Source organism: Sphingomonas sp. Leaf67 (assembly GCF_001421965.1).
GTDB lineage: Bacteria > Pseudomonadota > Alphaproteobacteria > Sphingomonadales > Sphingomonadaceae > Sphingomonas.
This window is the reverse complement of record NZ_LMLP01000021.1, coordinates 313,351-338,235: the sequence shown is the minus strand read 5'-3', so window position 1 is coordinate 338,235 and position 24,885 is coordinate 313,351. Positions and strand designations below refer to the sequence as shown.

22 protein-coding genes, 1 tRNA gene and 1 riboswitch are annotated in these 24,885 nt (G+C 66.8%); of the genes, 15 read left to right on the top strand and 8 right to left on the bottom strand.

The window, feature by feature from the left end:
• Positions 1-55: 55 nt before the first annotated feature.
• Together ASE90_RS13725 and ASE90_RS20210 are read left to right on the top strand one after the other, a co-directional pair.
• Positions 56-1,633, top strand: a complete 1,578-nt coding sequence (locus ASE90_RS13725) for an aldehyde dehydrogenase (NADP(+)) (protein ID WP_056001706.1) — start codon at positions 56-58, stop codon at positions 1,631-1,633.
• 71 nt (positions 1,634-1,704) lie between these two features.
• Positions 1,705-1,848 (top strand): hypothetical protein, encoded by a 144-nt coding sequence (locus ASE90_RS20210; RefSeq protein ID WP_162233638.1) that lies wholly within the window; start codon positions 1,705-1,707, stop codon positions 1,846-1,848.
• Positions 1,849-2,480: 632 nt separating this feature from the next.
• On the opposite strand, the gene ASE90_RS13720 is transcribed toward ASE90_RS20210, so the two are convergent.
• Genes ASE90_RS13720 through ispH form a run of 4 tightly spaced genes read right to left on the bottom strand, consistent with a single transcriptional unit; the run spans position 2,481 to position 5,498 of the window.
• Positions 2,481-3,146 (bottom strand): hypothetical protein, encoded by a 666-nt coding sequence (locus tag ASE90_RS13720; RefSeq protein ID WP_056001703.1) that lies wholly within the window; start codon positions 3,144-3,146, stop codon positions 2,481-2,483.
• Positions 3,143-3,595, bottom strand: coding sequence for a ribonuclease HI (rnhA, locus tag ASE90_RS13715; RefSeq protein ID WP_056001702.1), 453 nt, complete (start codon positions 3,593-3,595; stop codon positions 3,143-3,145). Before rnhA ends, ASE90_RS13720 begins: the two co-directional genes overlap by 4 nt.
• Positions 3,592-4,545, bottom strand: coding sequence for a homoserine kinase (gene thrB / locus ASE90_RS13710; RefSeq protein WP_056001699.1), 954 nt, complete (start codon positions 4,543-4,545; stop codon positions 3,592-3,594). The genes rnhA and thrB overlap by 4 nt, the downstream gene beginning before the upstream one ends.
• On the bottom strand, positions 4,545-5,498 hold the full coding sequence (ispH, locus tag ASE90_RS13705) for a 4-hydroxy-3-methylbut-2-enyl diphosphate reductase (protein WP_056001693.1): 954 nt from the start codon (positions 5,496-5,498) through the stop codon (positions 4,545-4,547). Before ispH ends, thrB begins: the two co-directional genes overlap by 1 nt.
• 240 nt (positions 5,499-5,738) lie before the next feature.
• Between ispH and ASE90_RS13700 the strand changes: the two genes are divergently transcribed.
• The 7 genes from ASE90_RS13700 to ASE90_RS13670 all read left to right on the top strand — a co-directional run bounded on the left by ASE90_RS13700 (position 5,739) and on the right by ASE90_RS13670 (position 13,128).
• On the top strand, positions 5,739-6,389 hold the full coding sequence (locus tag ASE90_RS13700; protein ID WP_056001690.1) for a hypothetical protein: 651 nt from the start codon (positions 5,739-5,741) through the stop codon (positions 6,387-6,389).
• Positions 6,390-6,728: 339 nt separating this feature from the next.
• Positions 6,729-6,817, top strand: a riboswitch (glycine riboswitch).
• Positions 6,818-6,991: 174 nt separating this feature from the next.
• Positions 6,992-8,218: a glycine cleavage system aminomethyltransferase GcvT gene (gene gcvT, locus ASE90_RS13695; RefSeq protein ID WP_082449845.1), complete on the top strand. Its 1,227-nt coding sequence runs from the start codon at positions 6,992-6,994 to the stop codon at positions 8,216-8,218.
• Positions 8,219-8,232: 14 nt separating this feature from the next.
• The gene (gene gcvH, locus ASE90_RS13690) at positions 8,233-8,604 is read left to right on the top strand and encodes a glycine cleavage system protein GcvH (protein ID WP_056001684.1); all 372 of its coding nucleotides are present in this window, start codon (positions 8,233-8,235) and stop codon (positions 8,602-8,604) included.
• A gap of 147 nt (positions 8,605-8,751) precedes the next feature.
• Positions 8,752-10,110, top strand: coding sequence for an aminomethyl-transferring glycine dehydrogenase subunit GcvPA (gcvPA, locus tag ASE90_RS13685; protein ID WP_056001681.1), 1,359 nt, complete (start codon positions 8,752-8,754; stop codon positions 10,108-10,110).
• Positions 10,107-11,681 carry an aminomethyl-transferring glycine dehydrogenase subunit GcvPB gene (gene gcvPB, locus ASE90_RS13680; protein ID WP_056001678.1) on the top strand — a complete coding sequence of 525 codons (1,575 nt, stop codon included), beginning with the start codon at positions 10,107-10,109 and terminating at the stop codon, positions 11,679-11,681. The genes gcvPA and gcvPB overlap by 4 nt, the downstream gene beginning before the upstream one ends.
• 48 nt (positions 11,682-11,729) lie before the next feature.
• Entirely contained in the window at positions 11,730-12,233 is a 504-nt protein-coding gene (locus tag ASE90_RS13675) for a CcdC protein domain-containing protein (protein WP_056001675.1), read from the top strand.
• A gap of 43 nt (positions 12,234-12,276) precedes the next feature.
• Positions 12,277-13,128 carry a formate/nitrite transporter family protein gene (locus ASE90_RS13670; protein WP_082449811.1) on the top strand — a complete coding sequence of 284 codons (852 nt, stop codon included), beginning with the start codon at positions 12,277-12,279 and terminating at the stop codon, positions 13,126-13,128.
• Position 13,129: 1 nt separating this feature from the next.
• Here the strand turns inward: ASE90_RS13670 and ASE90_RS13665 are convergent, their stop codons facing one another.
• On the bottom strand, positions 13,130-14,026 hold the full coding sequence (locus tag ASE90_RS13665; protein ID WP_056001672.1) for a DMT family transporter: 897 nt from the start codon (positions 14,024-14,026) through the stop codon (positions 13,130-13,132).
• A gap of 381 nt (positions 14,027-14,407) precedes the next feature.
• Here ASE90_RS13665 and ASE90_RS13660 point away from each other — a divergent pair, with 381 nt between their 5' ends.
• Complete coding sequence (locus ASE90_RS13660; protein ID WP_414889257.1) at positions 14,408-15,673, top strand: aminoacyl--tRNA ligase-related protein; 1,266 nt, start codon at positions 14,408-14,410, stop codon at positions 15,671-15,673.
• A gap of 212 nt (positions 15,674-15,885) precedes the next feature.
• Here the strand turns inward: ASE90_RS13660 and ASE90_RS13655 are convergent, their stop codons facing one another.
• Positions 15,886-16,341, bottom strand: coding sequence for a DUF3597 domain-containing protein (locus ASE90_RS13655; RefSeq protein ID WP_056001666.1), 456 nt, complete (start codon positions 16,339-16,341; stop codon positions 15,886-15,888).
• A gap of 111 nt (positions 16,342-16,452) precedes the next feature.
• Between ASE90_RS13655 and ASE90_RS13650 the strand changes: the two genes are divergently transcribed.
• Positions 16,453-18,699: a ribonuclease R family protein gene (locus tag ASE90_RS13650; RefSeq protein ID WP_056002315.1), complete on the top strand. Its 2,247-nt coding sequence runs from the start codon at positions 16,453-16,455 to the stop codon at positions 18,697-18,699.
• Between the two features lie 94 nt (positions 18,700-18,793).
• A complete protein-coding gene (locus ASE90_RS13645; protein WP_056001663.1) occupies positions 18,794-20,062 on the top strand; it encodes a methyl-accepting chemotaxis protein in 1,269 nt (422 codons plus the stop codon).
• 101 nt (positions 20,063-20,163) lie between these two features.
• On the opposite strand, the gene ASE90_RS13640 is transcribed toward ASE90_RS13645, so the two are convergent.
• Positions 20,164-21,942: an ABC transporter transmembrane domain-containing protein gene (locus ASE90_RS13640; protein WP_056001660.1), complete on the bottom strand. Its 1,779-nt coding sequence runs from the start codon at positions 21,940-21,942 to the stop codon at positions 20,164-20,166.
• 212 nt (positions 21,943-22,154) lie between these two features.
• Here ASE90_RS13640 and ASE90_RS13635 point away from each other — a divergent pair, with 212 nt between their 5' ends.
• Entirely contained in the window at positions 22,155-23,387 is a 1,233-nt protein-coding gene (locus ASE90_RS13635) for a polyhydroxyalkanoate depolymerase (protein ID WP_056001657.1), read from the top strand.
• Between the two features lie 60 nt (positions 23,388-23,447).
• Here ASE90_RS13635 and ASE90_RS13630 read toward each other — a convergent pair whose 3' ends face one another.
• Complete coding sequence (locus ASE90_RS13630; RefSeq protein WP_056001654.1) at positions 23,448-23,927, bottom strand: pyridoxamine 5'-phosphate oxidase family protein; 480 nt, start codon at positions 23,925-23,927, stop codon at positions 23,448-23,450.
• Between the two features lie 125 nt (positions 23,928-24,052).
• On the opposite strand from ASE90_RS13630, the gene ASE90_RS13625 reads away from it, so the two are divergent.
• Together ASE90_RS13625 and ASE90_RS20720 are read left to right on the top strand one after the other, a co-directional pair.
• Positions 24,053-24,127: transfer RNA gene (locus ASE90_RS13625), tRNA-Gln, on the top strand.
• A 96-nt stretch (positions 24,128-24,223) separates the two neighbouring features.
• On the top strand, positions 24,224-24,841 hold the full coding sequence (locus tag ASE90_RS20720; protein ID WP_235531823.1) for a hypothetical protein: 618 nt from the start codon (positions 24,224-24,226) through the stop codon (positions 24,839-24,841).
• The last annotated feature ends 44 nt before the right edge of the window (positions 24,842-24,885 follow it).

The following is a 24,885-nucleotide window of genomic DNA, read 5'->3' as shown; positions in this document are numbered from 1 at the left end:
TTAGCGCTATCAGTTCCTATCTGGGCGGCAACGCGACCATCACAAGAGGATGCACATGACGATCACCGGCGAACTGTTCCTGGGATCCAAGCGGGTTGCCCGCGACGATCTATTCCAGGCCTATGACCCCGCGACCGGCGCGCTGTTCGGCGAAGGTTTTTCGAAGGGCACCAAGGAAGACGCGGAAGAAGCGTGCGCCCGTGCGGCGCAGGCGTTCCCGATCTATGCGGCGCTGCCGATCGAACAGCGCGCCGGCTTCCTCGACGCGATTGCCGACGAGATCGAGGCGCTGGGCGACGAGCTGATCGAACGCGGCAGCCGGGAAACCGGCCTGCCGACCGCACGTCTGACCGGCGAGCGCGGCCGCACCTGCGGTCAGCTACGCCTGTTCGCAAAGGAAGTGCGCGACGGCGCGTGGCAGCAGCTGCGCATCGATCATGCCGATGCCGCGCGCGCGCCGGTGCCCAAGCCCGACCTGCGGCTGCGCACCGTTCCGGTGGGTCCGGTCGTCGTGTTCGGCGCGTCGAACTTCCCGCTCGCCTTCTCGACCGCCGGTGGCGACACCGCGTCGGCGCTGGCCGCCGGTTGCCCGGTGATCGTGAAGGCGCATCAGGCGCATCCGGGCACCGCTGAACTGGTCGCACTGGCGATCGTCCGTGCGGCGGAAAAGACCGGCATGCCTGATGGCGTGTTCTCGATGGTATCGGGGTCGGGTCAGGTCATCGGCACCGCGCTGGTCGCCGATCCGCGCGTGCAGGCGGTCGGCTTCACCGGTTCGCGCAGCGGCGGTACCGCGCTGATGAAGGTCGCGCAGGAACGGCCGCAGCCGATCCCGGTCTATGCCGAGATGTCGTCGATCAACCCGGTCGTGCTGATGCCCGAAGCGCTCAAGAATCGCGGCGAGGCACTGGCCAAGGGCTATGTCGGGTCGCTGAGCATGGGCGCGGGCCAGTTCTGCACCAATCCGGGTCTGGTGCTCGGCATCGACGGGCCGGAGCTCGACGCGTTCCTCGACACGGCGGGCGACGCGCTGCTCGGCACCCCGGCGCAGGTGATGCTGAGCGACGGCATCCACAAGGCGTTCGAGGAAGGCCGCGCCAAGCTGGCGTCGAGCCCGGCGGTGACGCTGGTCGGCGAAGGGCAGGCACCGGAAGGCCCGACCCGTGGCCGCGCCGCGATCTTTGCCGTGTCGGGCAAGGACTTCATCGCCGATCCGGCGCATGCGCACGAAGTGTTCGGCATGTCGTCGATGGTCGTGAAGTGCACCGATGCCGACGAACTGGTCGAGGTGTTGTCGAAGCTGGAAGGGCAGCTGACCGCGACCTTGCAGATCGACGAGGGCGATTACGAGGACGCGCGCAAGCTGATCCCGGTGCTGGAACGCACCGTCGGCCGCATCCTGTGCAATGGCTGGCCGACCGGCGTCGAAGTGGGCCATGCGATGGTCCATGGCGGGCCGTTCCCGGCGACTTCGGACGGGCGCACGACCTCGGTCGGCACGCTGGCGATCCACCGCTTCCTGCGGCCGGTGTCGTATCAGGACTTCCCGGAAGCACTGCTGCCCGACGCCCTCCGCGAGGGCAACCAGCAGGGTGCGCTGACGCGGATCGACGGAGCGTGGACGGTCGGCTGATCGTTTCCTGACTGGAAAGAACGGGGCGGCGGGTCGTTGATCCGCCGCCCCTTTTCGTTTTGGATAGCGTGATGGACGACGATACGATCATCGATACCCCCGAAGGCCCGAAGCGTTGGGGGGACTGGAAGAAGAAGAACCCGGTGCAGTTGCCGTCGCGGCGGACCAAGGGGAAGGACCTGCCGAACAAGGTGAAGATGCGGACGGATGAATAGGGCTGTCCGTTTGTCCTGAGTAGCCTTTGAGCTTGTCGAAATGGCGTATTGATGGACGGTTGAGGTTCGGGGCGGTGCTTCGACACGGCCTTTGACTTCACCCAGTCCCTACTCAGCACGATTGCTGGGGGGAAATGGCTCTTCTTTTCCCATTCCGTTCGGTTCGAGCAGCTTCGAGCTTGTCGAGAAGCGCCCGTCGAGAACGGGTCGTTTGGGGCAGGCAGGTTCTCGACAGGCTCGAACTGACTGGAGGAAAGGGCGGTTGATCGCCCTCCACTGATGCTCTCGCGGAGCCCCGTTCTCGACAAGCTCGAACCAAACGGGGGAGGGGGCGTCGAAATGGGAGACGGGCTTCAACCAAACGGGAGGATGACTTTAACCGAGTGGGAAGGGCATTCCGATCAAGCAGGAATGGAGGCTCCCAGGACCGATCGAAATTCAGCAGTAACCGCGGAATTTCGTTATTCCCGCGCAGGCGGGAAGTCATATCCGCTGACGGTTTGGCTGGATTCGCGACGCTGGCGTGTATGGACTACCGCCTGCGCGGGAGTGACGATAGGGGATCGAACGCTATCCCTGCGTCCAGCGAACTGAATGTCGATCCCGCTTGGCAAACGGTGAAGGAAAACCCCCTACCGCCGCCCGGCCAGCCAGATCACATGTCGCGCACCCTTGGTCCCCCGCGCCCGCACCACCTGCTCATCCACCGCATAGCCGCTATCGCGCAACCGCTTGGTGAACGCGGGATCGGCATAGGCCGACCAGATCGCCAGTACGCCGCCGGCGTGCAGCGCGCGCTTGGTGACCTGTAGCCCGCGGGCCGAATACAGCTTGTCGTTGCCGGCATGGGTCAAGCCATCGGGACCGTTGTCGACGTCAAGCAGGATTGCGTCCCAGCCGCCGTCCTCGATCGCCCACGCTACGTCGCCCACCGCGATCCGCACGCGCGGATCGTCGAGGCAGCCGTCGAAGATGTGCGCCAGCGGTCCGCGCGCCCAGTCGACGATCTTGGGTACCAGCTCGGCGACGACCACCTCGGCATCGGCGGGCAGAATCTTCAGCGCGCGGCGCAGGGTGAAGCCCATGCCGAGGCCGCCGATCAGCACCCGCGCGCCCTTGCGTGCCGTAAGGTGGGCGCAGCCGAGATCGGCCAACGCCTCTTCCGACGCCGACATGCGGCTGCTCATCAATTCGTTGCGGTCGAGGACGATCATGAAGTCGTCGCCGCGCTGGACGAGGCGCAATTCGACATTGTCGCCGGGCACGTGCGCGGTGTCGATCAGGACGCGTGGGATCATTGGTTCAGGGCTGCATCGCTGGCGAGCCGGTCGGCGCGCTCGTTATCGGGGTGGCCGGCATGGCCCTTCACCCACACCCATTCGATGCGGTGCGGTTTGGCGGCGGCGAGCAGTTGCTGCCACAGTTCGGCGTTCTTGACCGGCTGCCGGGCGGCGGTCTTCCACCCGTTTTTCTGCCAGCCTTTGATCCATTTGGTCAGGCCGTCCATTACATAGCGGCTGTCGGTCGACAGGATCACGCGGCAGGGACGTTTGAGTGCGTTCAGCCCCTCGATCGCGGCCATCAATTCCATGCGGTTGTTGGTCGTCTCGCGCTCGCCGCCCGACAATTCACGCTCGCGGCCATCAGCGGCGCGCAGCACCGCGCCCCAGCCGCCACGGCCGGGATTGCCCTTGCACGCGCCATCGGTCGCGATTTCGACGCGGGGAAGTTCGGGCGCATCGGTCATGCGAAGGCGGCCGGGTTCGCGTCGTACCAGTCGAGCCGGCGCAGATAGGCGAGCGGGTCCTTGCGCGTCACCAGCGCGTCGGCCGGCGTATTGATCCAGTCCCACGCGCGGGTCAGCAGGAAGCGGATGCAGGCCCCCTTCGCCAGCAGCGGCAGCGCGGCGACCTCGGCCTCGGTGAGTGAAGCCTGTGTCCGATAGCCGGCCAGCAGCGCCCGTCCGATCGCGGGGTCGAGCGGCGCACCCTTCGCATCGAAGCTCCATGCCGAATGGGTGATCGCGACGTCATAGGCGACGATGTCGGTGCAGGCGAAATAGAAGTCGATCAGCCCGGTGACGCGGTCGCCGAGCATCAGCACGTTGTCGGGGAACAGATCGGCATGGATCGCGCCGGTCGGCAGGTCGGCGGGCCATGCCGCAACGACCGTATCGAGCGCGCTGCCGACCCGCGCGCGCAGGCCGGGCCGGATCGAATCGAGCTGGGGCGCACAGTCGGCGAACAGCGTCGGCCATGCGCCGACACCCATCGAATTGGCGCGCGTCGGCGCGAAGCCGGTCAGGCCGCGATGGAGCGCGCCGAGCGCCGCACCGGCGGCATGTGCCTGTTCGGGAGTCGGATGGCTGACCGACACGCCCGACAGGAATTCGATCAGACAGGCGGGGCGACCCTCCAGCGTCTGGATCACCTGTCCCGCGCGATCGGGCAGCGCGCGCGGCACCGGATTGCCGGCATCCGCCAACGCATCGGTCATCGCGAAGAAGAAGGGCAGGTCGGCCAGATCGACCCGCTTTTCATACAGCGTCAGGATGAAACGGCCGGTGGTGGTATCGACCAGATAGTTGCTGTTCTCGACCCCTTCGGCGATGCCCTTGGCCGAAATCAGGTCGCCATGGTCATAGCCCGACAGGAAGCGCGCGAGCGCCTCTGCCGACACCTGCGTATAGACGGCCATCAGGCGGCTTCGAGGCCGCGCGGCAGTTTGAACGCGATCGTTTCACGGGTCATCTCGACCTCGGACTCGGTGACGTCGTAGCGGGTAGCGATGCGGTCGACCAGTTCGCGGACCAGCACTTCGGGCGCCGACGCACCGGCGGTGATGCCGAGCGTGCCGACCCCTTCCAGCCAGGCGAAGTCGAGTTCGGCGGCGCGCTGGATCAGGCGGGCACGGGTGCCCTCGCGCTCGGCGACCTCGACCAGCCGCACCGAATTGGACGAATTGGGCGCGCCGATGACGAGCATCATGTCGCAGCTTTGCGCGATCGCCTTCACCGCATTCTGCCGGTTCGACGTGGCGTAGCAGATGTCGTCGGCCTTGGGCGCGACGATGCTCGGGAAGCGGGCGATCGTCGCCTCGACGATGGCGCGGGTGTCGTCGACCGACAGCGTCGTCTGCGTCAGGAAGGCGAGGTTGTCGGGGTCGGCGGGCTGGAGCGCGGCGACGTCCTCGACCGTCTCGATCAGCGTCATCTGCCCCTCGGGCACCTGGCCGAAGGTGCCGATGACTTCGGGATGGCCGGCATGGCCGACGAACAGGATGTGGCGGCCGCTGGCGACCAGCCGTTCGGCCTGGCGATGGACCTTCGACACCAGCGGGCAGGTCGCGTCGAGATATTCGAGGCCGCGCTGGCTGGCCGCCGCCGGGACCGATTTGGGCACGCCATGCGCCGAGAACACGACCGGCACGCCGTCGGGCACCTGATCCAGTTCCTCGACGAACACCGCGCCCTTTGCCCGGAGCGAGTCGACCACGAACTTGTTGTGGACGATTTCGTGCCGGACATAGACCGGCGCGCCGTGTTTCTGGATCGCGAGCTCGACGATCTGGATGGCGCGGTCGACGCCGGCGCAGAAGCCGCGGGGGGCCGCGATCAGCAATTCGATGACGGGGCGTTGGGTGTCGGTCATGGTGCCAGCGCTTACAGCTTGTTTGGGGGCACGCCAAGCCGTGCCCGGCGGTGCCGGCCCGCTCCCCCTCCCCGCCACCCATTCAGGATACTCACGTGGGTGGCGGGGAGGGGGAGCGGGCCGGCACCGCCTGACCCGAAAGCGACTCGATTGCTTGCACGCGCGAAAGGCGGTTCCTATGAAGCGTCGCTATCAGGAGGCGCGGCATCGCCGCACCCGTGCATAAGGTATCGTGTTCCCGTGACCCTCCGCAAAACTGCCGCCGTTGCCGCCGTCGCTGTCCTGGCGCTGAGCGGATGCAAGCGTACCGGCGAACTCGACGTGACGCAGGGCGTCGGCATTTCGGCGGTGCGGTCGGCCTGTCCGGTGGCGGGCGTACCGGCGGGGACCGGCGACATCACGCTGTTCGACCCGCCCGCCAGCCGCGAGGCGAAGGCGATCGACGTCGTCGCGACGCTGACGAACCTGCGCGCCAATTGCGCCGAGGGTGCCGACACGATCAACAGCACGCTGACGTTCGACGTGCAGGCGCGGCGCAACACGACGCAGGGTGCCCGGACGGTGACGCTCCCCTATTTCGTGTCGGTGGTACGCGGCGGCACGCAGGTCGTGTCGAAGCGGCTGGGGCAGGTGACGCTGAACTTCGCCGATGGCGCGGCGCGCGCGCAGGCACAGGGGCAGGGGACCGCGATCGTCGACCGCGCCGCCGCGACGCTGCCGCAGGAAACCCGCAACCAGATCAACCGCCGCCGCAAGCCCGGGGATCAGGACGCGGCGACCGACCCGCTGGCCGATCCGGCGGTGCGGCAGGCGGTGCTGGCCGCGACCTTCGAGGCGCTGGTCGGCTTCCAGCTGACCGACGAGCAGCTGAAGTATAACGTCACGCGGTAAGGCCGGGCGGGCCATTCCCTCCGTCATTCCCGCGAAGGCGGGAATCTATTGCCGCAACGGCGGCGAATCTTGCCGCAACGTCAGCGTGTAGGGATTCCCGCCTTCGCGGGAATGACGAGTGTGTGTGTTGGCAAACTCCGTCATCCCGGCGCAGGCCGGGACCCACGGACAGGTGACGTCGCGGTTCGATCGATACCGCCCGTATCCATGGATCCCGGCCTGCGCCGGGATGACGATTGCAACTGAAGGCCGCTCTCCGTCCGTTTCATTCCCCGCTTTCCCGATTGACTAATCCCCGCCCTCAAGCCAGAGCTTGCGCCATCGACAGGCTTACAGCCGACGCCATGCGCGGGAGAGTGCGGACGTGTCCGCCGCCGAAGGAGCAACCGCCCCGGAATCTCTCAGGCAACAGGGACCGCGCAAGGGCACAAGATACTCTGGAAAGCGTCGCGGCCGTATCGGCCGGACCACCGAAGGGGTAAGCATGGGCCAAATGCCCGTGCGAAAGCTCTCAGGTTCCGTGACAGAGGGGGCGACGACCGATGCGGCACCTTTCGTGCCGTCCGGCGTCGTTGAACCGATTCACGAAGGACCTGGCGCATATGAGCGATACCGCCCCGAACAGCGAACCCGCCCACGAACTGCGCGCCGATGGCAGCGATCCCGTCGAGGAACTGCCGCCGCAGACCCTGCCGCTCGACGCGTGGCACCGCGCCAGAGCTGGGCGGATGGTCCCGTTCGCGGGCTATACGATGCCGGTCCAGTATGAAGGCATCATGGCCGAGCATCTGTGGACCCGCGAGAGCGCCGGCCTGTTCGACGTCAGCCATATGGGCCAGTTGCTGATCCACGGACCGGACGCGACGGCGGCACTGGAAGCGTTGCTGCCGGGCGACCTGAAGATCCTGAAGCCCGCGAAAATGCGGTATTCGCTGCTGCTCGACGAGCAGGGCGGCATTCTCGACGACCTGATGGTCACGCGGATCGATGCTGCCGGGCCGGAAGTGCCGTTCCCGCTCAAGGCGGAGGGCGATGACGTTGCGGCCGACGACGAGGACGCCTTCTACATGGTCGTCAACGGCGCGACCAAATATGACGATATCGGCCATCTGCGCGAGCATCTCGCCGATGCGATCACGCTCAACCATCTCGACGACCGCGCGCTGCTGGCGTTGCAGGGGCCGAAGGCGGTCGATGCGCTCGAACGCATCCTGCCGGGCGTCGCCGCGCTGACGTTCATGACCGCGGGCGGGTTCGACTGGAACGGCCATGCGTTGTGGGTCAGCCGTTCGGGCTATACCGGCGAGGACGGGTTCGAGATTTCGCTGCCCGAGGACGCCGCCACCGCCTTTGCCGACGCGATCTGCGCCGAACCGGAGGTCAAGCCGATCGGCCTTGGCGCGCGCGACTCGCTGCGCCTCGAAGCCGGTCTGCCGCTCTACGGCCATGACCTCAGCCCCGACACCACGCCGGTCGCCGCCGATCTCGGCTTCGCGCTGTCGAAGCGTCGCCGCGAGGAAGGCGGCTTCCCCGGTGCCGAACATATCCTTGCCGAACGCGCGGCGGGTCCGGAAACGAAGCGGTTCGGCTTGATCATCGAGGGTCGCCAGCCGGTGCGCGAAGGTGCCGAGGTGATCGACGCCGATGGCAATGCCGTCGGCCACGTCACCTCCGGCGGGTTCGCGCCGAGCATTTCCGCGCCGATTGCCATGGCCTATTGCCCGCCGGCGCTGGCCGAGGCCGGAACCGTGATGCTGCGCCAGCGCGGCAAGGTGCATGCGGCACGCGTCGTGCCGATGCCGTTCGTCCCCCATCGTTACGTCCGCTAAAGGGAGCTTGCCGGATGAGCCGTTATTTCACGCAGGAACATGAATGGATCGAGGTCGACGGTGAAGTCGCGACCGTCGGTATCACCGAATATGCCGCCGGCCAGCTGGGCGACATCGTGTTCGTCGATGTTCCCGAAGAGGGCAAGCAGCTGTCCAAGGGCGACGACGCCGCCGTCGTCGAATCGGTCAAGGCCGCGTCGGACGTCTATACCCCGGCATCGGGCACCGTGCTGGAAGGCAACACGGCGCTCGCCGACAATCCCGCGCTGGTCAACGAAGACCCCGAGGGCGAGGGCTGGTTCTTCAAGCTGACCCTGCGCGACGACAGCGAGCTGGGTGAGTTGATGGACGAGGACAAATACGCCGCCTACGTCGCGCGGCTGTAACGGATCGCGCCCGGCACCATCGTCGTCTCGGCGCAGGCCGGGACCCATGGATACGGGCCGTTCCGACGTTTCGATGCCGCCCGTGTCCATGGATTCCGGCCTTCGCCGGAATGACGGATGCGATGGCGGTTCTGCAGTAGGACCATCATGCGCTATCTTCCCCTGACCCCGACCGATCGCGCCGAGATGCTGGCCGTCATCGGTGCCGACAGCATCGACGACCTGTTCGTCGACGTCCCCGAATCCGCACGGCTGGGCACGCCGGTGCCCGGCCTGCCCAACCATGCCAGCGAACTGGCGGTCGAGCGGCATCTGTCGGCATTGGCGGCGAAGAATGTCGCGGCAGGGTCGGTGCCGTTCTTCCTCGGCTGCGGTGCCTATCGCCACCATGTGCCCGCCAGCGTCGATCACCTGATCCAGCGCGGCGAGTATCTGACCGCCTATACGCCCTATCAGCCGGAAATCGCGCAGGGCACGTTGCAGATGCTCTTCGAATTCCAGAGCCAGGTCGCGCGGCTGCTCGGCTGCGATGTTGCCAATGCGTCGATGTACGACGGGTCGACCGCCTGCTGGGAGGCGGTGACGATGGCCCGCCGGGTGACGCGCAAGGCGAAGGCGGTGTTTTCGGGCGGGGTGCATCCGCATTACGTCTCGGTCGCGAAGACCATGGCGAAGTTCACCGGCGACGTACTCGACACGACCTCGCCATGGCTGGTCGCACAGACCGATGACGACCGGCTGATCGAGAAGATCGACGCCGATACGTCGTGCGTCGTCGTGCAATATCCCGATATCCTCGGCCGCATCCCCGACCTGCAACGCATCGCCGATGCCGCCCATGCGGTGAAGGCGCTGCTGGTCGCGGTCGTGACCGAGCCGGTCGCGCTGGGCGCGATTGAGGCACCGGGCAATCTGGGGGCCGACATCGTCGTCGGCGAGGGCCAGTCGCTGGGCGTCGGCCTGCAATTCGGCGGCCCCTATGTCGGGCTGTTCGCCTGCTCGGAAAAGCTGGTGCGGCAGATGCCGGGCCGGCTGTGCGGCGAGACGGTCGATGCCGAGGGCAAGCGCGGCTTCGTGCTGACGCTGTCGACCCGTGAACAGCATATTCGCCGGGAAAAGGCGACGTCGAACATCTGCACCAATTCGGGGCTATGCGCGCTCGCCTTCTCGATCCATCTGACCCTGCTCGGGGAAAAGGGGCTGCGGCAACTGGCCGAGGTCAATCACGCCAAGGCGTGCGCGGCGGCCGAGCGGCTGACGCAGATACCGGGCGTCGAGCTGGTCAACGACATGTTCTTCAACGAATTCACGCTGAAGCTGCCGAGCGAAGCACGGCCGGTGGTGCGCGAACTCGCCGATCGCGGCGTGCTGGCGGGCGTGTCGCTTGGCCGGCTCTATCCGGGTGAGGATGCGCTGGCGAACGGGCTGGTCGTGGCGGTGACCGAAACGGTGACCGTGGAAGATATCGAAGCGCTGGCAGCGGCGCTGACGGAGGTACTGGCATGAGCGTGAACCAGAGCGGCTGGCGTCCGGCCATGGGCGAGGCAACGGGCGAGGGCCAGACGACCTTCACCGGCAACCGCGCGCTGATGCTCGAAGAGGCGCTGATCTTCGAGATCGGGTCGGCCGAGACGACCGGCGTCGATTTCGACGAAGCGCCGAAGGTCGCGTCGCGGCTGGGCGGCCATGCCCGCAAGAGCGCGATCGGCCTGCCCGGCCTGTCGGAGCCGGAAACGGTGCGCCACTATACCCGCCTGTCGCGGCAGAATTATGCGATCGACCTCGGCCTGTTTCCGCTGGGGTCGTGCACGATGAAGCATAATCCGCGCCTGAACGAGCGGATGGCGCGGCTGCCCGGCTTCGCCGATCTCCACCCGCTGGGTCCGATCGACACGGTGCAGGGTGCGCTGGAGGTGATCCATCAGCTCGCACACTGGCTGGTGACGCTGACCAACATGGATTCGGTCGCGATGAGCCCGAAGGCCGGCGCGCACGGCGAGCTGTGCGGCATCCTCGCGATCAAGGCGGCGCTGGAGAAGCGCGGCGAGGGGCATCGCAAGATCATCCTCGTTCCGGAAAGCGCGCACGGCACCAACCCCGCCACTGCCGCCTTTGCCGGTTTCACCGTCAAGGACATTCCGGCGACCGCCGATGGCCGCGTCGATACGCAGGCGCTGAAGGACCGGCTGGGTCCGGACGTCGCCGGCGTGATGATCACCAACCCGAACACCTGCGGGCTGTTCGAGCGGGATCTGAAGGAAATTTCCGACGCGGTCCATGCGGCGGGCGGATACGTCTATTGCGACGGCGCGAACTTCAACGCGATCGTCGGCCGGGTGCGTCCGGGCGATCTCGGCGTCGATGCGATGCACATCAACCTGCACAAGACCTTCTCGACGCCGCATGGCGGCGGCGGTCCGGGGTCGGGGCCGGTGGTGTTCTCGAAGGCGCTGACCCCGTTCGCGCCGCTGCCCTTCGTCGAGAAGCAGGACGGCAAGTTCGTGCTGGTCGAGGAAGAAATCGCCGGTGAGCATCATGCCGACAGCTTCGGCCGGATGGTCGCGTTCCACGGTCAGATGGGCATGTTTACCCGTGCCCTGTCGTACATCCTGAGCCACGGCGCGGATGGCCTCAAGCAGGTGTCGGAAGACGCGGTGCTCAACGCCAACTATGTCCTGCGCAGCCTCGACGACACGCTCGACGCGCCGTTCGGCAAGAGTGGGCCGTGCATGCACGAGGCGCTGTTCAGCGATGCGAACCTTGCCGAGGGCTTCTCGACGCTCGACGTGGCGAAGGGGCTGATCGACGAGGGCTATCACCCGATGACGGTGTATTTCCCGCTGGTCGTCCACGGCGCGATGCTGGTCGAACCGACCGAGACCGAGAGCAAGGCGGCGCTCGACCAGTTCATCGGCGCGCTGAAGTCGGTCGGCGAACGCGCCAAGGCGGGCGATACGGCGCTCAAGTCCGCGCCGCACTTCGCCCCGCGTCGTCGGCTCGACGAAACGCTGGCGGCGCGCAAGCCGGTGCTGGCGTGGAAGGAAAGCGTTGCGCCGGTCGCGGAGGCGGCGGAATAGTCTGCTCCGTCCCGCCCGGTGGCCGGGCGGGACGGAGGAGATACCGAGATGGACTGGTGGCCGAAACTGATCCCGATCGCGGTCGCGGCATTGATCCTGTCGCTGCGCTGGTGGCGGGGGCGGGGTCTGCGCCGGCTGCGGTTCGAGACGTTGTGGGTAGTGCCGGTCATCGTCACCGTCGTCGCGGTCGCGCTGTTCGGATCGATGCCGCCGACCGGCTGGGGCTGGGCGGTCTGTGTGATCGCGGCGGCCGCCGGACTGGTGCTCGGCTGGCAGCGCGGCCGGTTGATGCACATCGAAATCGACCCGGAAACCCACCGGCTCAGCCACCGGCAATCGCCCGCCGCATTCCTGTTCCTGTTCGTCCTGCTCGCGGCGCGCACGGTACTGAAGGAGGTCATGGCCGAGGGCGGGGCGAGCGCGCTGCACATGAGCGCGACCACGCTGACCGACGCGTTCATGGCGCTGGGCTGGGGCCTGATCGTCGCGCACCGCGCGGAAATGTTCGTCCGCGCCCGCGCGCTGCTGGCGGCGGCACGACCCCGCACCTGACGCTGGCGGAACCGGCCGGTCCACCGACGGTTGCCTTTTGCCTATGGCCGATCCGCAATCATCCCCGCCCGAAATTGCCGATGAAGAACAAAAGGTCGCGCTGAACCCCAAACAGGAAGAGGTCGTCGACGACCGGCGTGCCGCATCGGCGCTGATCGTCCACGAAGTCGTGCGACGGCAGGGGATCGAGGAGCTTGAACGCCCGGCCGCGTCGCTGATGTGGTCGGGGATTACCGCGGGCATCGCCATCGGCCTGTCGCTGCTGGGCAAGGCGGTGATGGATACCGCGGTGCCGGACGGACCATGGACGCCGCTGTTGCAGGCGCTCGGCTATTCGCTCGGGTTCGTCGTCGTCATTCTCGGGCGGATGCAGTTGTTCACCGAGAGCACGCTGTCGGCGGTGTTGCCGCTGGCGACCGAGCCGACCGGGCACAACCTGCTGCGGACGTTGCGGTTATGGGCGATCGTGCTGGCGGCGAACCTGGTCGGGACCTTCGCCTTTGCGGGCTTCGCGATGCTCGGCGGGCTGGGCGTCGAGCAGGCGGACGAACTGGTCCGGGTTAGCGGCGCGATCTTCGACCATCGCGGCCTTGCCGGGTTTCTGGCCGGCATCCCGTCGGGCATCCTGCTGGCGAGCGTGGTGTGGACGCTGCCGAGCGCGGAGGGGCAGAAGATCACGCTGATCGTGCTGCTGACCGGGCTGATCGATCTCGGCGGCTTTGCCCATATCGTCGCGGGTTCGGCGGAAATGTGGGTGCTGGTCCTGCATGGCGACATGGGTGCGATGCAGGCGCTGACGTTCTTCGTCCCCGTCCTGTTCGGCAATATCGTCGGCGGCAGCATGCTGTTCGCGCTGCTCGCCCATGCGCAGGTCCGTGGCGAGATCGAGGACTGAATCAGTCCTCCTCGACCATCGACCGCACCTTTTGCCGGCCGAGACGGTGTTCGCGCCACACGATGAACAGGCCGCTGGCGATGATGATCGGCGCACCGACCCACGTCATCGACGTCGGCAGCACCCCGAACAACAGCCAGCCGTAGACGGTCGCCCAGATCAGCCCCGAATAATCCATCGGCACCACCGTCGCGACCGGTGCCGCACGCGACGCGGCGGTCAATGCGATCTGCCCCATGCCGCCGACCATGCCGATCGCGATCAGGTTTGCCCATGTCAGCCAGTCATGTGACCGGATGTTGAAGGCGTAGGCCGTGGCGATGAACGGCAGGGTCAGCGTCGAGAACCAGAACACCGTCGTCCCAGCCGGCTCGTCGCGCAACTGGCGCAGCGCGATCGCGACCAGCGCGACGAACAGCGCCGCCATTAACCCGACGAACGCCCCGAACAGTGGCACATGGGCACTGCCCGGTTGCGCCACGACGAGCACGCCGACGAACCCGACCAGCACCGCGCTCCACCGTTGCCAGCCGGTCGGTTCGCGCAGCACCAGTGCGCCGAGCAGCGTGGCAAAGATCGGCACGGTGAACTGGAACGTCGTCGCCTCCGCCAGTGGCAGCAGCAGGACCGCGCCGAAGGTGAAGACCATGCCGACCAGCCCGATCATCGACCGCGTCAAATGCCCTTTGATCCGCGTGGTGCGCAGCGATTTCAGGCCCGGTCCGGCAGCGACGAACCCCAGGACGACCGGCAGCGCGCACAGTTGGCGATAGAACATGGTTTCGGGCAGCGACGCGCCGCGCGTCTCCGCCAGCTTCACCAGTGCGGACATGGTGGACAGAAAGAAGATCGCGAGCAGGCGAAGCGCCAGCCCCTTCAGGATGCGGTCGCCGGGCATCGGGGGCACCTACAGCCTGTCGCGCACCGACGCCACCCCACGAAGGTTGCGTCGCGGTGGACGCGCGTATCGCCGCTTGGCGAACGGCCCCGTTTGCCGCTATCGCCCGGTCCCATGAAGCATGCTCTCAACGTCACCCGCGAACAGGATTTCGCCGCCTGGTATCAAGCCGTCATCGCCGAGGCCGATCTGGCCGAGGAATCCGGGGTACGCGGGTGCATGGTCATCCGGCCATGGGGCTATGGCATCTGGGAACGGATCCAGCGGCTGCTCGACGACCGGATCAAGGCGACGGGACACGAGAATTGTTATTTCCCGCTGTTCATCCCGCTCTCCTATTTCGAGAAGGAAGCCGAGCATGTCGACGGTTTTGCCAAGGAAATGGCGGTCGTCACCCATCACCGGCTGATCGCCGATGGCAAGGGTGGACTGACCCCCGACCCCGAAGCCAAGCTGGAGGAGCCGCTGGTCGTACGCCCGACGAGCGAGACGGTGATCGGGACCGCGTTCTCGCGCTGGGTGCAGTCGTGGCGCGACCTGCCGGTGCTCATCAACCAGTGGGCGAACGTCGTCCGCTGGGAAATGCGCACCCGCATGTTCCTGCGCACCGCCGAATTCCTGTGGCAGGAAGGGCATACCGCTCATGCCACCGCGCAGGAGGCGCGCGAAGAGACGCTGAAGATGCTCGAAGTCTATCGCGAGTTTGCCGAGACCTGTCTCGGCCTGCACGTGATCGCGGGTGAGAAGCCGGAGAATGAACGTTTCCCCGGCGCGGTCGCGACCTACAGCATCGAAGCGATGATGCAGGACGGCAAGGCGTTGCAGGCGGGTACCTCGCATTTCCTCGGCACCAATTTCGCCCATGCGCAGAATATCCGCTTCCAGAATGCCGAAGGACAGTTCGAACATGCCAACACGACCAGTTGGGGCGTATCGACGCGGATGATCGGCGGGGTCATCATGGTGCATGGCGACGATGACGGGCTGCGCGTGCCGCCGGCGATCGCGCCGTGGCAGGTGGTGATCGTGCCGATGCTGCGCGACGCGCCCGAGGACGAACCGCTGATCGCCTATTGCCGTGAATTGCAGGCGGCGCTGGCGAAGCAGACTGCGCTCGGCGAACCGGTCCGTGCGCTGCTCGACCTGAAGCCTGCCAAGGCAGCGACCAAGCGCTGGGGCTGGGTCAAGAAGGGCGCGCCGGTGATCGTCGAGGTCGGCGGGCGCGACATGGCCGGCGGCAATGTCTCGGTCGTGCGTCGTGACCGGTTGTACCGCGCCGATGGCAAGCTCGATTCGCAGGTCGTGGCGCAGGCCGATTTCGCGGCGTCGATCGGCGAGACGCTCGGCGATATTCAAGCGACGTTGCTGGGGCAGTCGACCGAGCGGCTCCGCGCGCAGATCGTCCCCATCGACGATTGGGCCGGCGTCGAGGCGCATTTCGCCGAGGGCATCCGGAACCCCGGCTGGGTCGATGTCCGCTGGTCGAAGCCGACCGGCGACGCATTGGAAGCGGTGGTGCAGCGACTGAAGGGGTTGAAGCTGACCATCCGCAACGCGCCGCTCGGGCAGACCGGGTGCGACGACGGCCCGTGCGTGTTTACCGGTGCGCCGGCGGTGGAGCGGGTGCTGATCGGGCGGGCGTACTGATCGGCCTTGCTTCCTCTCCCCCACGGGGGAGAGGGATGCGGAGACTGGGGCGTTGCGAAGCAAAGGCTTAGTTATAGCTGGGAGAGGGGGGTGGCGTTTGCATGCCAGCGCACGGGCTTCAGGCTCGCTCTGCCCCTCTCCCAACCTTCGCTAGCCAGCGAAGCTGGCAAGCTTCGGTATCCCTCTCCCCTGAAGGGAAGAGGGCAGTTGGGTCAGTCCTTCAGATTGCCCGGTACCTGACCGCCTGCATTGCCCAGTTCCTGCAATACCGCCTTGTGCAGCCAGATATTCATCTCGGCGCTGCCGTCTTTTGCGCCGGTATAGCCCAGTTCGGTCGCCAGTTCCTTGCGGTTGTCGAGGCTGGAGTCGAGATCGAGCAGCTTCATCAGGTCGACGATCGACGTCCGCCAGTTCAGCGCCGGGTTGCCCTTCTGCTGCGCGATCCGTTCGATCGCGGTCATCGGGTCGACCGGCTGCGGCGCGGCCGGGGCGGCCGGGGCGGGGGCGGGTGCAGCGGGGGCGGGTGCCGGCGCGTGCTGCTGGGTCGGGGTTGGTGCGGGCGCCGGCTGCGGTGCCGGCGCTTCCTTCTTCTTTCCCAGATAATTGTCGCCGAACGGGCCGCCGTCCTTGCCGAAGATCTGCGTCTTGATGCGTTCGAAGATTCCCATGACCGTTTCCTGTGTTCGATAAGCTCGGCGGCCTAACGGACGGGCAGCCCTTCGGCTCCCATGCGCGATACGCCATTGGTCCCGGGCCTGGCACGTCCTATGTCGTGGTCGATGGTACGCACCAAAACGCCGCCCGGCCTGCCCACCCGCGAGCAGATCCTTGATTTCATCCAGACGTCCGACACACCGGCGGGCAAGCGCGAGATCGCGCGCGCCTTCGGCCTGTCGGCGCAGCAGAAGATATCGCTGAAGGCGATGCTGAAGGACATGGCCGACGAAGGCCTGATCGACAGCGCCCCCGGTCGGGCGTTCCACAAGATGGGCGGTCTGCCGAAGGTCACCGTGCTGCGCGTCGCCGATGTCGATGACGGCGGCAATGTCTGGGCGGTGCCCGAACGGTGGGAGGCGGAGACGCCGCCGCCGCGCGTCCGGGTGCGCGAACGCGGCCGGCGCAGCGCGCTCGGCATCGGCGACCGCATCCTCGCGCGCACCGAAGAGGCGGGGGCGGGCTGGGCTGCCTATCCGATGAAGAAGCTCGACCGCGCCGCCGATGCCGTGCTGGGTGTGCTGCGGGCCGAGGGCGACAAGCTGTGGTTGCAGGGCGTCGACAAGAAGGAGCGCCGCGAGGTGCCGGTGGCCGACGCCGGCGGCGCTGCGCCGGGCGATCTGGTGCTGGCGGCACTCGGCGGCCGTCCGCCGCGCATCACCGCGCGCGTGGTCGAACGGCTGGGCGATCCGTTCGAAGCGCGCAGCTTCTCGCTGATCGCGATCCACAAGCACGGCATCCCCGATGTGTTTCCGGACGAAGTGCTGGCGGAGGCGCGCAAGGTCGCCGGGTATCCGCTCGGCGACGATCGCGAGGACCTGCGCCACCTGCCGATCGTCGCGATCGATCCGATTGATGCGCGCGACCATGACGATGCCGTCTGGGCCAGTCCTGACGACAGTGCCGACAATGACGGCGGCTGGCGCGCGATCGTGGCGATTGCCGACGTGTCCTATTACGTTCGCCCCGGCTCGGACCTCGACAAATCGGCGCGGTCGCGCGGCAACAGCGTCTATTTCCCCGACCGGGTCGTGCCGATGCTGCCCGAAATCCTGTCGGCGGACGTCTGCTCGCTGAAAGCCGGGCAGGACCGCGCGGCGCTGGTCTGCCACCTGACGATTGCGAAAGACGGCAAGCTCAAGGACTGGCGCTTCACCCGCGCGGTCATCCGGGTCGCGGCGAACATCGCCTATGAACATGCGCAGGCCGCGATCGACGGCGTCGCCGATGCGCCGGTCGCGCGCGACCTGATCGACGGTGCGCTGAAGCCGCTCTGGGGCTGCTGGGTTGCGCTGGCGAAGGCACGGGCGCATCGCGAGCCGCTCGACCTCGACCTGCCCGAACGGCGGATCGTGCTGGACGAAAAGGGGCGCATCCTGTCGGTCGCCCCGCGCGAACGGCTCGATTCGATGCGGCTGATCGAGGATTTCATGATCGCCGCCAACGTCGCCGCCGCCAAGGCCCTGGAGGCGAAGAAGGCACCGGTGATGTACCGCGTCCACGAACCGCCGACGCGCGAAAAGCTGGTGGCGCTGAAGGACTATCTCGAAACCTTCGACGTGCCGTTCGCTTTGGGGCAGGTGATCCGGCCGGCGACGTTCAACCATGTGCTGGCGCGGATCGGCGATGCCGATTTCAAGCCGCAGGTCATGGAGCAGATTCTCCGCACCCAGACGCAGGCATTTTACGGCCCGCAGAACCATGGCCATTTCGGCCTCAGCCTCGGTAGCTATGCCCATTTCACGTCGCCGATCCGCCGCTATGCCGATCTGATCGTCCACCGTTCGCTGGTCGGCAGCTACAAGCTTCGCGAAGGCGCGCTGCCCGCCGACGATGCGGCCAATATGGAACGGGTGGGCGAGGCGATCAGCGGCCTCGAACGCCGCGCGATGGAGGCGGAGCGCGAGACGGTCGACCGCTACGTCGCCGCCTATCTGGCCGAACATGTCGGCACGGTGATGGAGGCGCGGATCACCGGCGTCGCTTCGTTCGGCTTCTTCGCGACGATCGAGGGGGTGGGCGGCGACGGGCTGGTCCCGGCACGCGACCTCGGCGCCGAATATTTCCGGTTCGACGAAACGTCGCAGTCGCTGATCGGCGACCATAGCGGCGAGACGTTCAGCGCCGGCCAGCGCCTGTCGCTCCGGCTGGCCGAAGCCAATCCGGTGTCGGGGGCGCTGCGGTTCGAACTGCCCGATGGCAAGGGATCGGCGGGCGGTGGCGGCGGCGACCGGCGCAGGGGGCCGCCACAGCGCGTGCTGAAGCGTCGCGGTCGTCCCGCCAATATCCGGCATCAAGGGCGCAAGCACTGACGACCGGCCGATAACAAAAAAACCGGGTGTGTCATCGCGGTGTCACGCCCGGTTAGTCGCCGGTTTACCATCCGCCCCCTAGGTCGGTCGGGTGATGACCGCTCTCTCCCGCCTCGACCCCGGTATTGCCGCCGAGCATCTGACCATCGGGCAGGATGCGACGCTGAGCGCGATCGTCGAGCGGTTTCGCGCGCATCACGACCTGCGGCTGCTGGCGGTGCTCGATGCGCAGCGTCGGCCGGTGGGGGTCTTGCGTGAGGTCGATGTCCGCGCGCTGCTGTTCAATCCGTTCGGCCATGCGCTGCTCGACAATCCGAGTTTTTGCGCGAGCACGACGCGTCTGGTGCGCCGGGCGCCGATCGCCGATGCCGATACGCCGGTGCCCGAACTGGTCGGCCTGCACAGCGACGACGGTGTCGTACTGGTGCGCGACGGCGTGTTCGCCGGGCTGCTCGACGCGACGCGGCTGCTGCGGATGGCGGCGCGCTGGCATGGCGACATGTCGGTCGAGGCGCGTACCCGTGCGGAACGGGTGCGACGGGCGGCGCATGCCTTCGAAACCGGGATCCGGCAGTTGTCGTCCGATATCGGTATGGCCTGCACCGCCATCGGGCAGGTAGCGGCCGACCTCGATCATCGTGCGGCGACGACGCGCGGCGGGGCGATGTCGGTCGCGGCGGCGGCGCATCAGACAGCGCGAGGCATGGTCGACATCGAACAGCGCGGACGGGCGCTCGCCGCCTCGTTCGAACGGATCACCCGCGATACCGATCATGCCGACCGGTTGCGCCGCGACGCCGGCGATCTGGTCGAGCGCAACCGGGGTCATGTCCAGTCGTTGTCCGACGTCGCGACCACGATCGAAGCGATGCTTGACCTGATCCGCGGCCTGACCCGGCAGACGAACATGCTGGCGCTGAACGCAGGGATCGAGGCGGCGCGCGCCGGGGCGGCGGGGCAAGGCTTCGCGGTCGTCGCGGGCGAGGTCAAGTCGCTCGCGCGCCAGACAGAGACGGCGGCGGGCGATATCGCCTGCCGGGTCGATGCCGCCCGCGTGCTGCTCGGCGACGTCACCGGTGGACAGCGCGTGGTCCAGTCCGCCATCGCCGCGATCGGCGCGATCACGACGACCATCGCCACCGCCATCGCCGCCGAGCGCGCCACGACGCAGGCGATCGCGGTCCGGGTAGAGGAAGCGCGCGGCGCCGGTGCCGATATCGACGCACGGGCCAGCGGTATCGTGGCGGCGGCCGACGGGATCGGCGATCAGGCGGGCACGCTCACCCGGCTGGTCGGCGGGTTGGCGACGCTGAGCGAGCAATTGCAGGGACGGGCAGGGGAACTGGTCGCGGCGGTGGCGTGACGGGGACCGCGCGAGCGTCAGCCCTTCGGTTCGAGCCGCTTCTCGACTACGCTCGAAGCTGCTCGAACCGGGCGGAGGGGGGTCGGGTGACCGCCAAACCCTCAACCCGCTTCGTGAAACTGCAAATTCGCCAGCCGCGCATAGAGCCCGCCCTGCCCGATCAATTCGCCATGCCGGCCGGTTTCGACGATCCGGCCATGATCCATGACGATGATCCGCGATGCCGCCCGCACGGTCGCCAGCCGGTGCGCGATCACCAGCGTCGTGCGATCCGCCATTAGCCGGTCGAGCGCATCCTGCACCAGCCGCTCGCTCTCGGCATCCAGCGCCGAGGTCGCCTCGTCGAGCAGCAGCAGCGGCGCATCGCGCAGCAACGCGCGGGCGATCGCCACCCGTTGCCGCTGCCCGCCCGACAGCCGCGCGCCGCCTTCGCCCAGAAACGTGTCGAGCCCGTCGGGCAGCGCGCGCAGAAAACTCGTCGCGTTGGCGGCATCGGCAGCGGCCCAGAGCTGGTCGTCGCTCGCGTCCCAGCGACCATAGCGCAGATTGTCGCGGGCGGAGGCGGCGAAGATTACCGTTTCCTGCGGTACCATCGCGATCCGTTCCCGGACGGCTTCGGGATCGGCGTCGCGCACATCGACACCGTCTACTGCTACCACGCCCGATGCCGGGTCGTAGAAGCGCTGGATCAGCTGGAACAGTGTCGACTTGCCCGCCCCCGACGGGCCGACCACCGCCACGGTTTCGCCGGGCGTCACGTCGAGCGTAAAGTCTGCCAGTGCCGCGACGTCGGGCCGCGTCGGATAGTGGAAGGTGACGTCGCGGAACGACAATGCGCCCCGCGCCGGTTCGGGCAGCGCGATCGGCTGCGGCGGCGCGGCGATCACCGGCCGTTCGGCCAGCAACTCGGCCAGTCGCCCGGCCGCCCCCGACGCGCGCAACAGGTCGCCATAGACTTCGGTCAGCGCGCCGAACGATCCGGTGACCAGCGCGGCGGTGATGACGAACGCGGTGATCGCGCCGCCGGTCGTCCGTCCCGCCGCCACGTCGCTGACCGCATCCCACATGATGAGCGTGATCGCGGCGAACAACATGCCGATGACGAAGGCGGTCATGATCGCGCGCGTCGCGAACCGCTTCTTGGCGGTTTCGAACCCGCGATCGACGGCGGCGTCGAACCGGTCGCCCTCGCGATGCTGCTGCCCGAACGCCTGCACGATCTTCATCGCCCCCAGCGTTTCCGACGCGATCGACCCGATATCGGCGATCCGGTCCTGGCTCGATCGCGACAATTTGCGCACGCGGCCGCCCAGCCACATGATCGGCAGCACGATCACGGGAATGCCGACGATCAGGTAGATGGCCAGCTTGGGCGCGAGCGCGAACAGGTACAGCACCCCGCCGATCCCGACCAACAGGTTGCGCAGCGCGATCGATACCGTCGTACTGACGATCCCCTCGACGATCGCGGTATCGGCGGTCAGCCGCGACGCGATCTCGGACGGCCGGTTCTCCTCGAACCAGCCGGGCGACAGCGTCAGCAGGTTGCGATGCACCGCCATGCGCAGGTCGGCGACGGTCCGCTCGCCCAGCCACGACACGAAATAGAAACGCCCGGCGGTGGCAATCGCCAGCACGACGACCACGCCCAGCAGCCCTTCGAAATAGGTGCCGATCCGGCTGAGGTCCGCGCCCGCCGCGAATCCATTGTCGACCACCTGCTTGAACGTGCGCGGGATCCACAACGTGGCCAGCGCGGCGGTGACCAGCGACACCAGGGCGCCGGCCAGTTGCGGCTTATAGCGAAAGGTGAATCGCCAGACGAGCCGGAGCGCCGGCAGCATCTTCGAACGGTCGGGGGCGGGGGCCGGATCTGCCATGGCGCGCGGCTTAGCGGTTGTGCGAACCGACCGCAAAGGGAACCTCTGCGCCACTTCGTTGCTTACACGTATCGACCGATACGGTGCCGGATCACCCTTACCGTTTTGGTACGGCATTTGGTGTACGACGTTCGGAGCGTTGCCGGTGGCAACGAATCGCTATATTTTTACTGGTACGGGTAGTCCCCGTCAGACCAGTTTCGGGGATGCCCATGTTGTATAACGCTTATGAATGGCAACGATCGTTGCTGGCCGGTGCCAGCGCGATGGCGAATTTCGGGGCTGGCCTGCTGCAGAATCCCAGCAATCCCTTCGCCTATTTCGGCGGCGGACCGGTATTGGGCTCGGCGCTCGCCGTCTTCGCCCATGCTTCTGCCCCGCGCGGCAAACCCGCCTTCAACCTGACCAGCACCGTCGTCGACGGGCGGACGGTGGCGGTGCGTGAGGAAATCGTGCTGCGTCGCCCGTTCGGCCAGTTGAAGCGCTTCATACGCGAAGGTGTCGAGGGCGGTCCCAAGCTGCTGATCGTCGCGCCGATGAGCGGCCACTATGCCACGCTGCTGCGCGGCACCGTCGAACGGATGCTGCCGAGCGCCGATGTCTACATCACCGACTGGCGCGATGCGAAGTTGGTGCCGTTGTCGGCGGGGCGGTTCGATCTCGACGATTACATCGATTACGTCACCGCCTTTCTTGAAAAAATCGGTGAGACCGGCGATGCGCGCGCGCATGTGCTGGCGGTGTGTCAGCCCTCGGTTCCGGTCTATGCCGCGACCGCGCTGATGGGGGCGGACCAGCATCCCAACCGTCCGCGCACGCTGACCATGATGGGCGGGCCGATCGACACGCGCGAGGCCCCGACCGCGGTCAACACGCTGGCGACCGAACGTCCGCACGCGTGGTTCGAACAGAATGTCATCGCGACCGTACCGATGACCTATGCCGGTGCCGGTCGCCGCGTCTATCCGGGCTTCCTGCAACTTGCCGGGTTCATGAGTATGAACCTCGGCAGCCACATGATTTCGCATTACGAGATGTTCAAGCATCTGGTGCAGGGCGATGGTGAAGGGGCGGGGACTACGCAGCGCTTCTACGAGGAATATCGCGCGGTCTGCGACATGACCGCCGAATTCTATCTGCAGACGATCGACGTGGTGTTCCAGACCCATGCCCTGCCCGAAGGCACGATGCTGCATCGCGGGCGGCCGGTCGATCCGGGCGCGATCACCGACACCGCGATCCTCGCGATCGAAGGGGAGCGCGATGATATTTCGGGCTTGGGCCAGACCCGTGCCGCGCTCACGCTGGCGACCGCGCTGCCGGAGGGTATGAAGCAATACCATATTGCACCCGAAGTCGGCCATTACGGCATCTTCAACGGTTCGAAATGGCGCAATCGCATCGCGCCGGTGCTGGAGGAATGGATCGCCCGCCACGGCGGATGATCTCCAACGCAGCGATTTAGAAGAAAGGGCGGGGGCGCGTAACCCCCGCCCTTTTTTCGTTCAGACGTCGACCTTGGCGTGACTGCCGGCCTCGTCGCGACCCTTGATCGTTTGGCCGGTGAACATCTTCATCTTGCCGAGCAGCGACTGATCGGTTTCCCAGATTTCTGCGCTGTCGAGATCGAACCGCAGCATCAGCAGCGACGGGTCCTGCCGGCCCTGTTCGTACCAGGCTTCGACCTGCTTCGACCAATATTTGTCGATCAACGCGGTGTCGGTCTCTTCGGTCAGCGTACCGCTGATGCAGGCGAACAGGTCATGCCCCTTGGCGATGAACTGCACCATCGCCGGACCACCTTCCGCCGCCCGGTTGTCGCGCTTGGTATAGAACCAGAACTCGCTGTCGGCGTCCTCGTCCAGCACGGCATACATCGGTTCGGAATGCTGGTGCTTGCCGGTCAGCCCGAGCATGACATAGGGGCTGGCCGCCATCGCCTTCCACATGGCTTCGCGGATTTCGGTGGGGCTCTTGTCGGACATCGGCTTTCCTTCTTGACTATGCCCCGCCTCAACGACCCAGAGCGCACAGGTTTCCCGCACAATCCCGGTTGCACAACATCGACAATCCCCCTAGTGCCTCCCTCCACCGCGCCAGCCGCGGTCGCTGGGGCGTCGCCAAGCGGTAAGGCACCGGTTTTTGGTACCGGCATTCGTAGGTTCGAATCCTGCCGCCCCAGCCAGTCATTGATTGCCTCAGCTAAGAGGACGGAAAGCTGCGGTTTCCGGTAACTTAGCGGGACTTCAACCATCGCAGTGGCGTCAACTGACGCCAGTCGATGGAGCAAGTCCCTGATGCCAGCGATCGAGAACGTCACCCGCCGCAGCGCCGTCTATTGGTGGCGTCGCAGGCTACGTTTGGCGCCTGCGACGCCAATCCTATAACCGTTGTGACGATGGTCAGCCTTCTGACGAAGGATCAGCCGGTCGCGCGTCGACGCGCGGTGGCGATGACCGGGCGGAGCGAGACGGTACGGATGAGCCTGTACGAAAAAATCGAGCGTGAGGGGCTGACCGCCGATCAGGCCAGTGCCGTGTTCCAGGAGGAGATGGTCCGCTACCGGAACATGCTCGCCTATCAGCACCAGTCGATCCAGCAGGACGGCGAAGGCCGCGTCGCGGAACGCTTCGCGCAGATGCGGGCCATCTATGGCGCGGTGAACCGCGATTTCGCCGACAACGGCTTCAGCGATTTTCTGGGACTGGAATACGTTGGCGGCTTTGAGCGTCGTTTCGCCGACCTCGACGACGAAGCGCGCGCGCACCTCTACGCTATGCTCGGTCGAGCCCCCGACCTGCCGGAGCACCTGCTGAACGAGGCGCGCGACCTGTTGCATCGCGTGGGGATTGACGACTCCGGCGACCGGAGTGAGGCGGCCCGACAGATCATGTGTTAGGCCCGAGCGGCGGCGGCGGCGTCGTACGCCGATCCAGCGTTGCA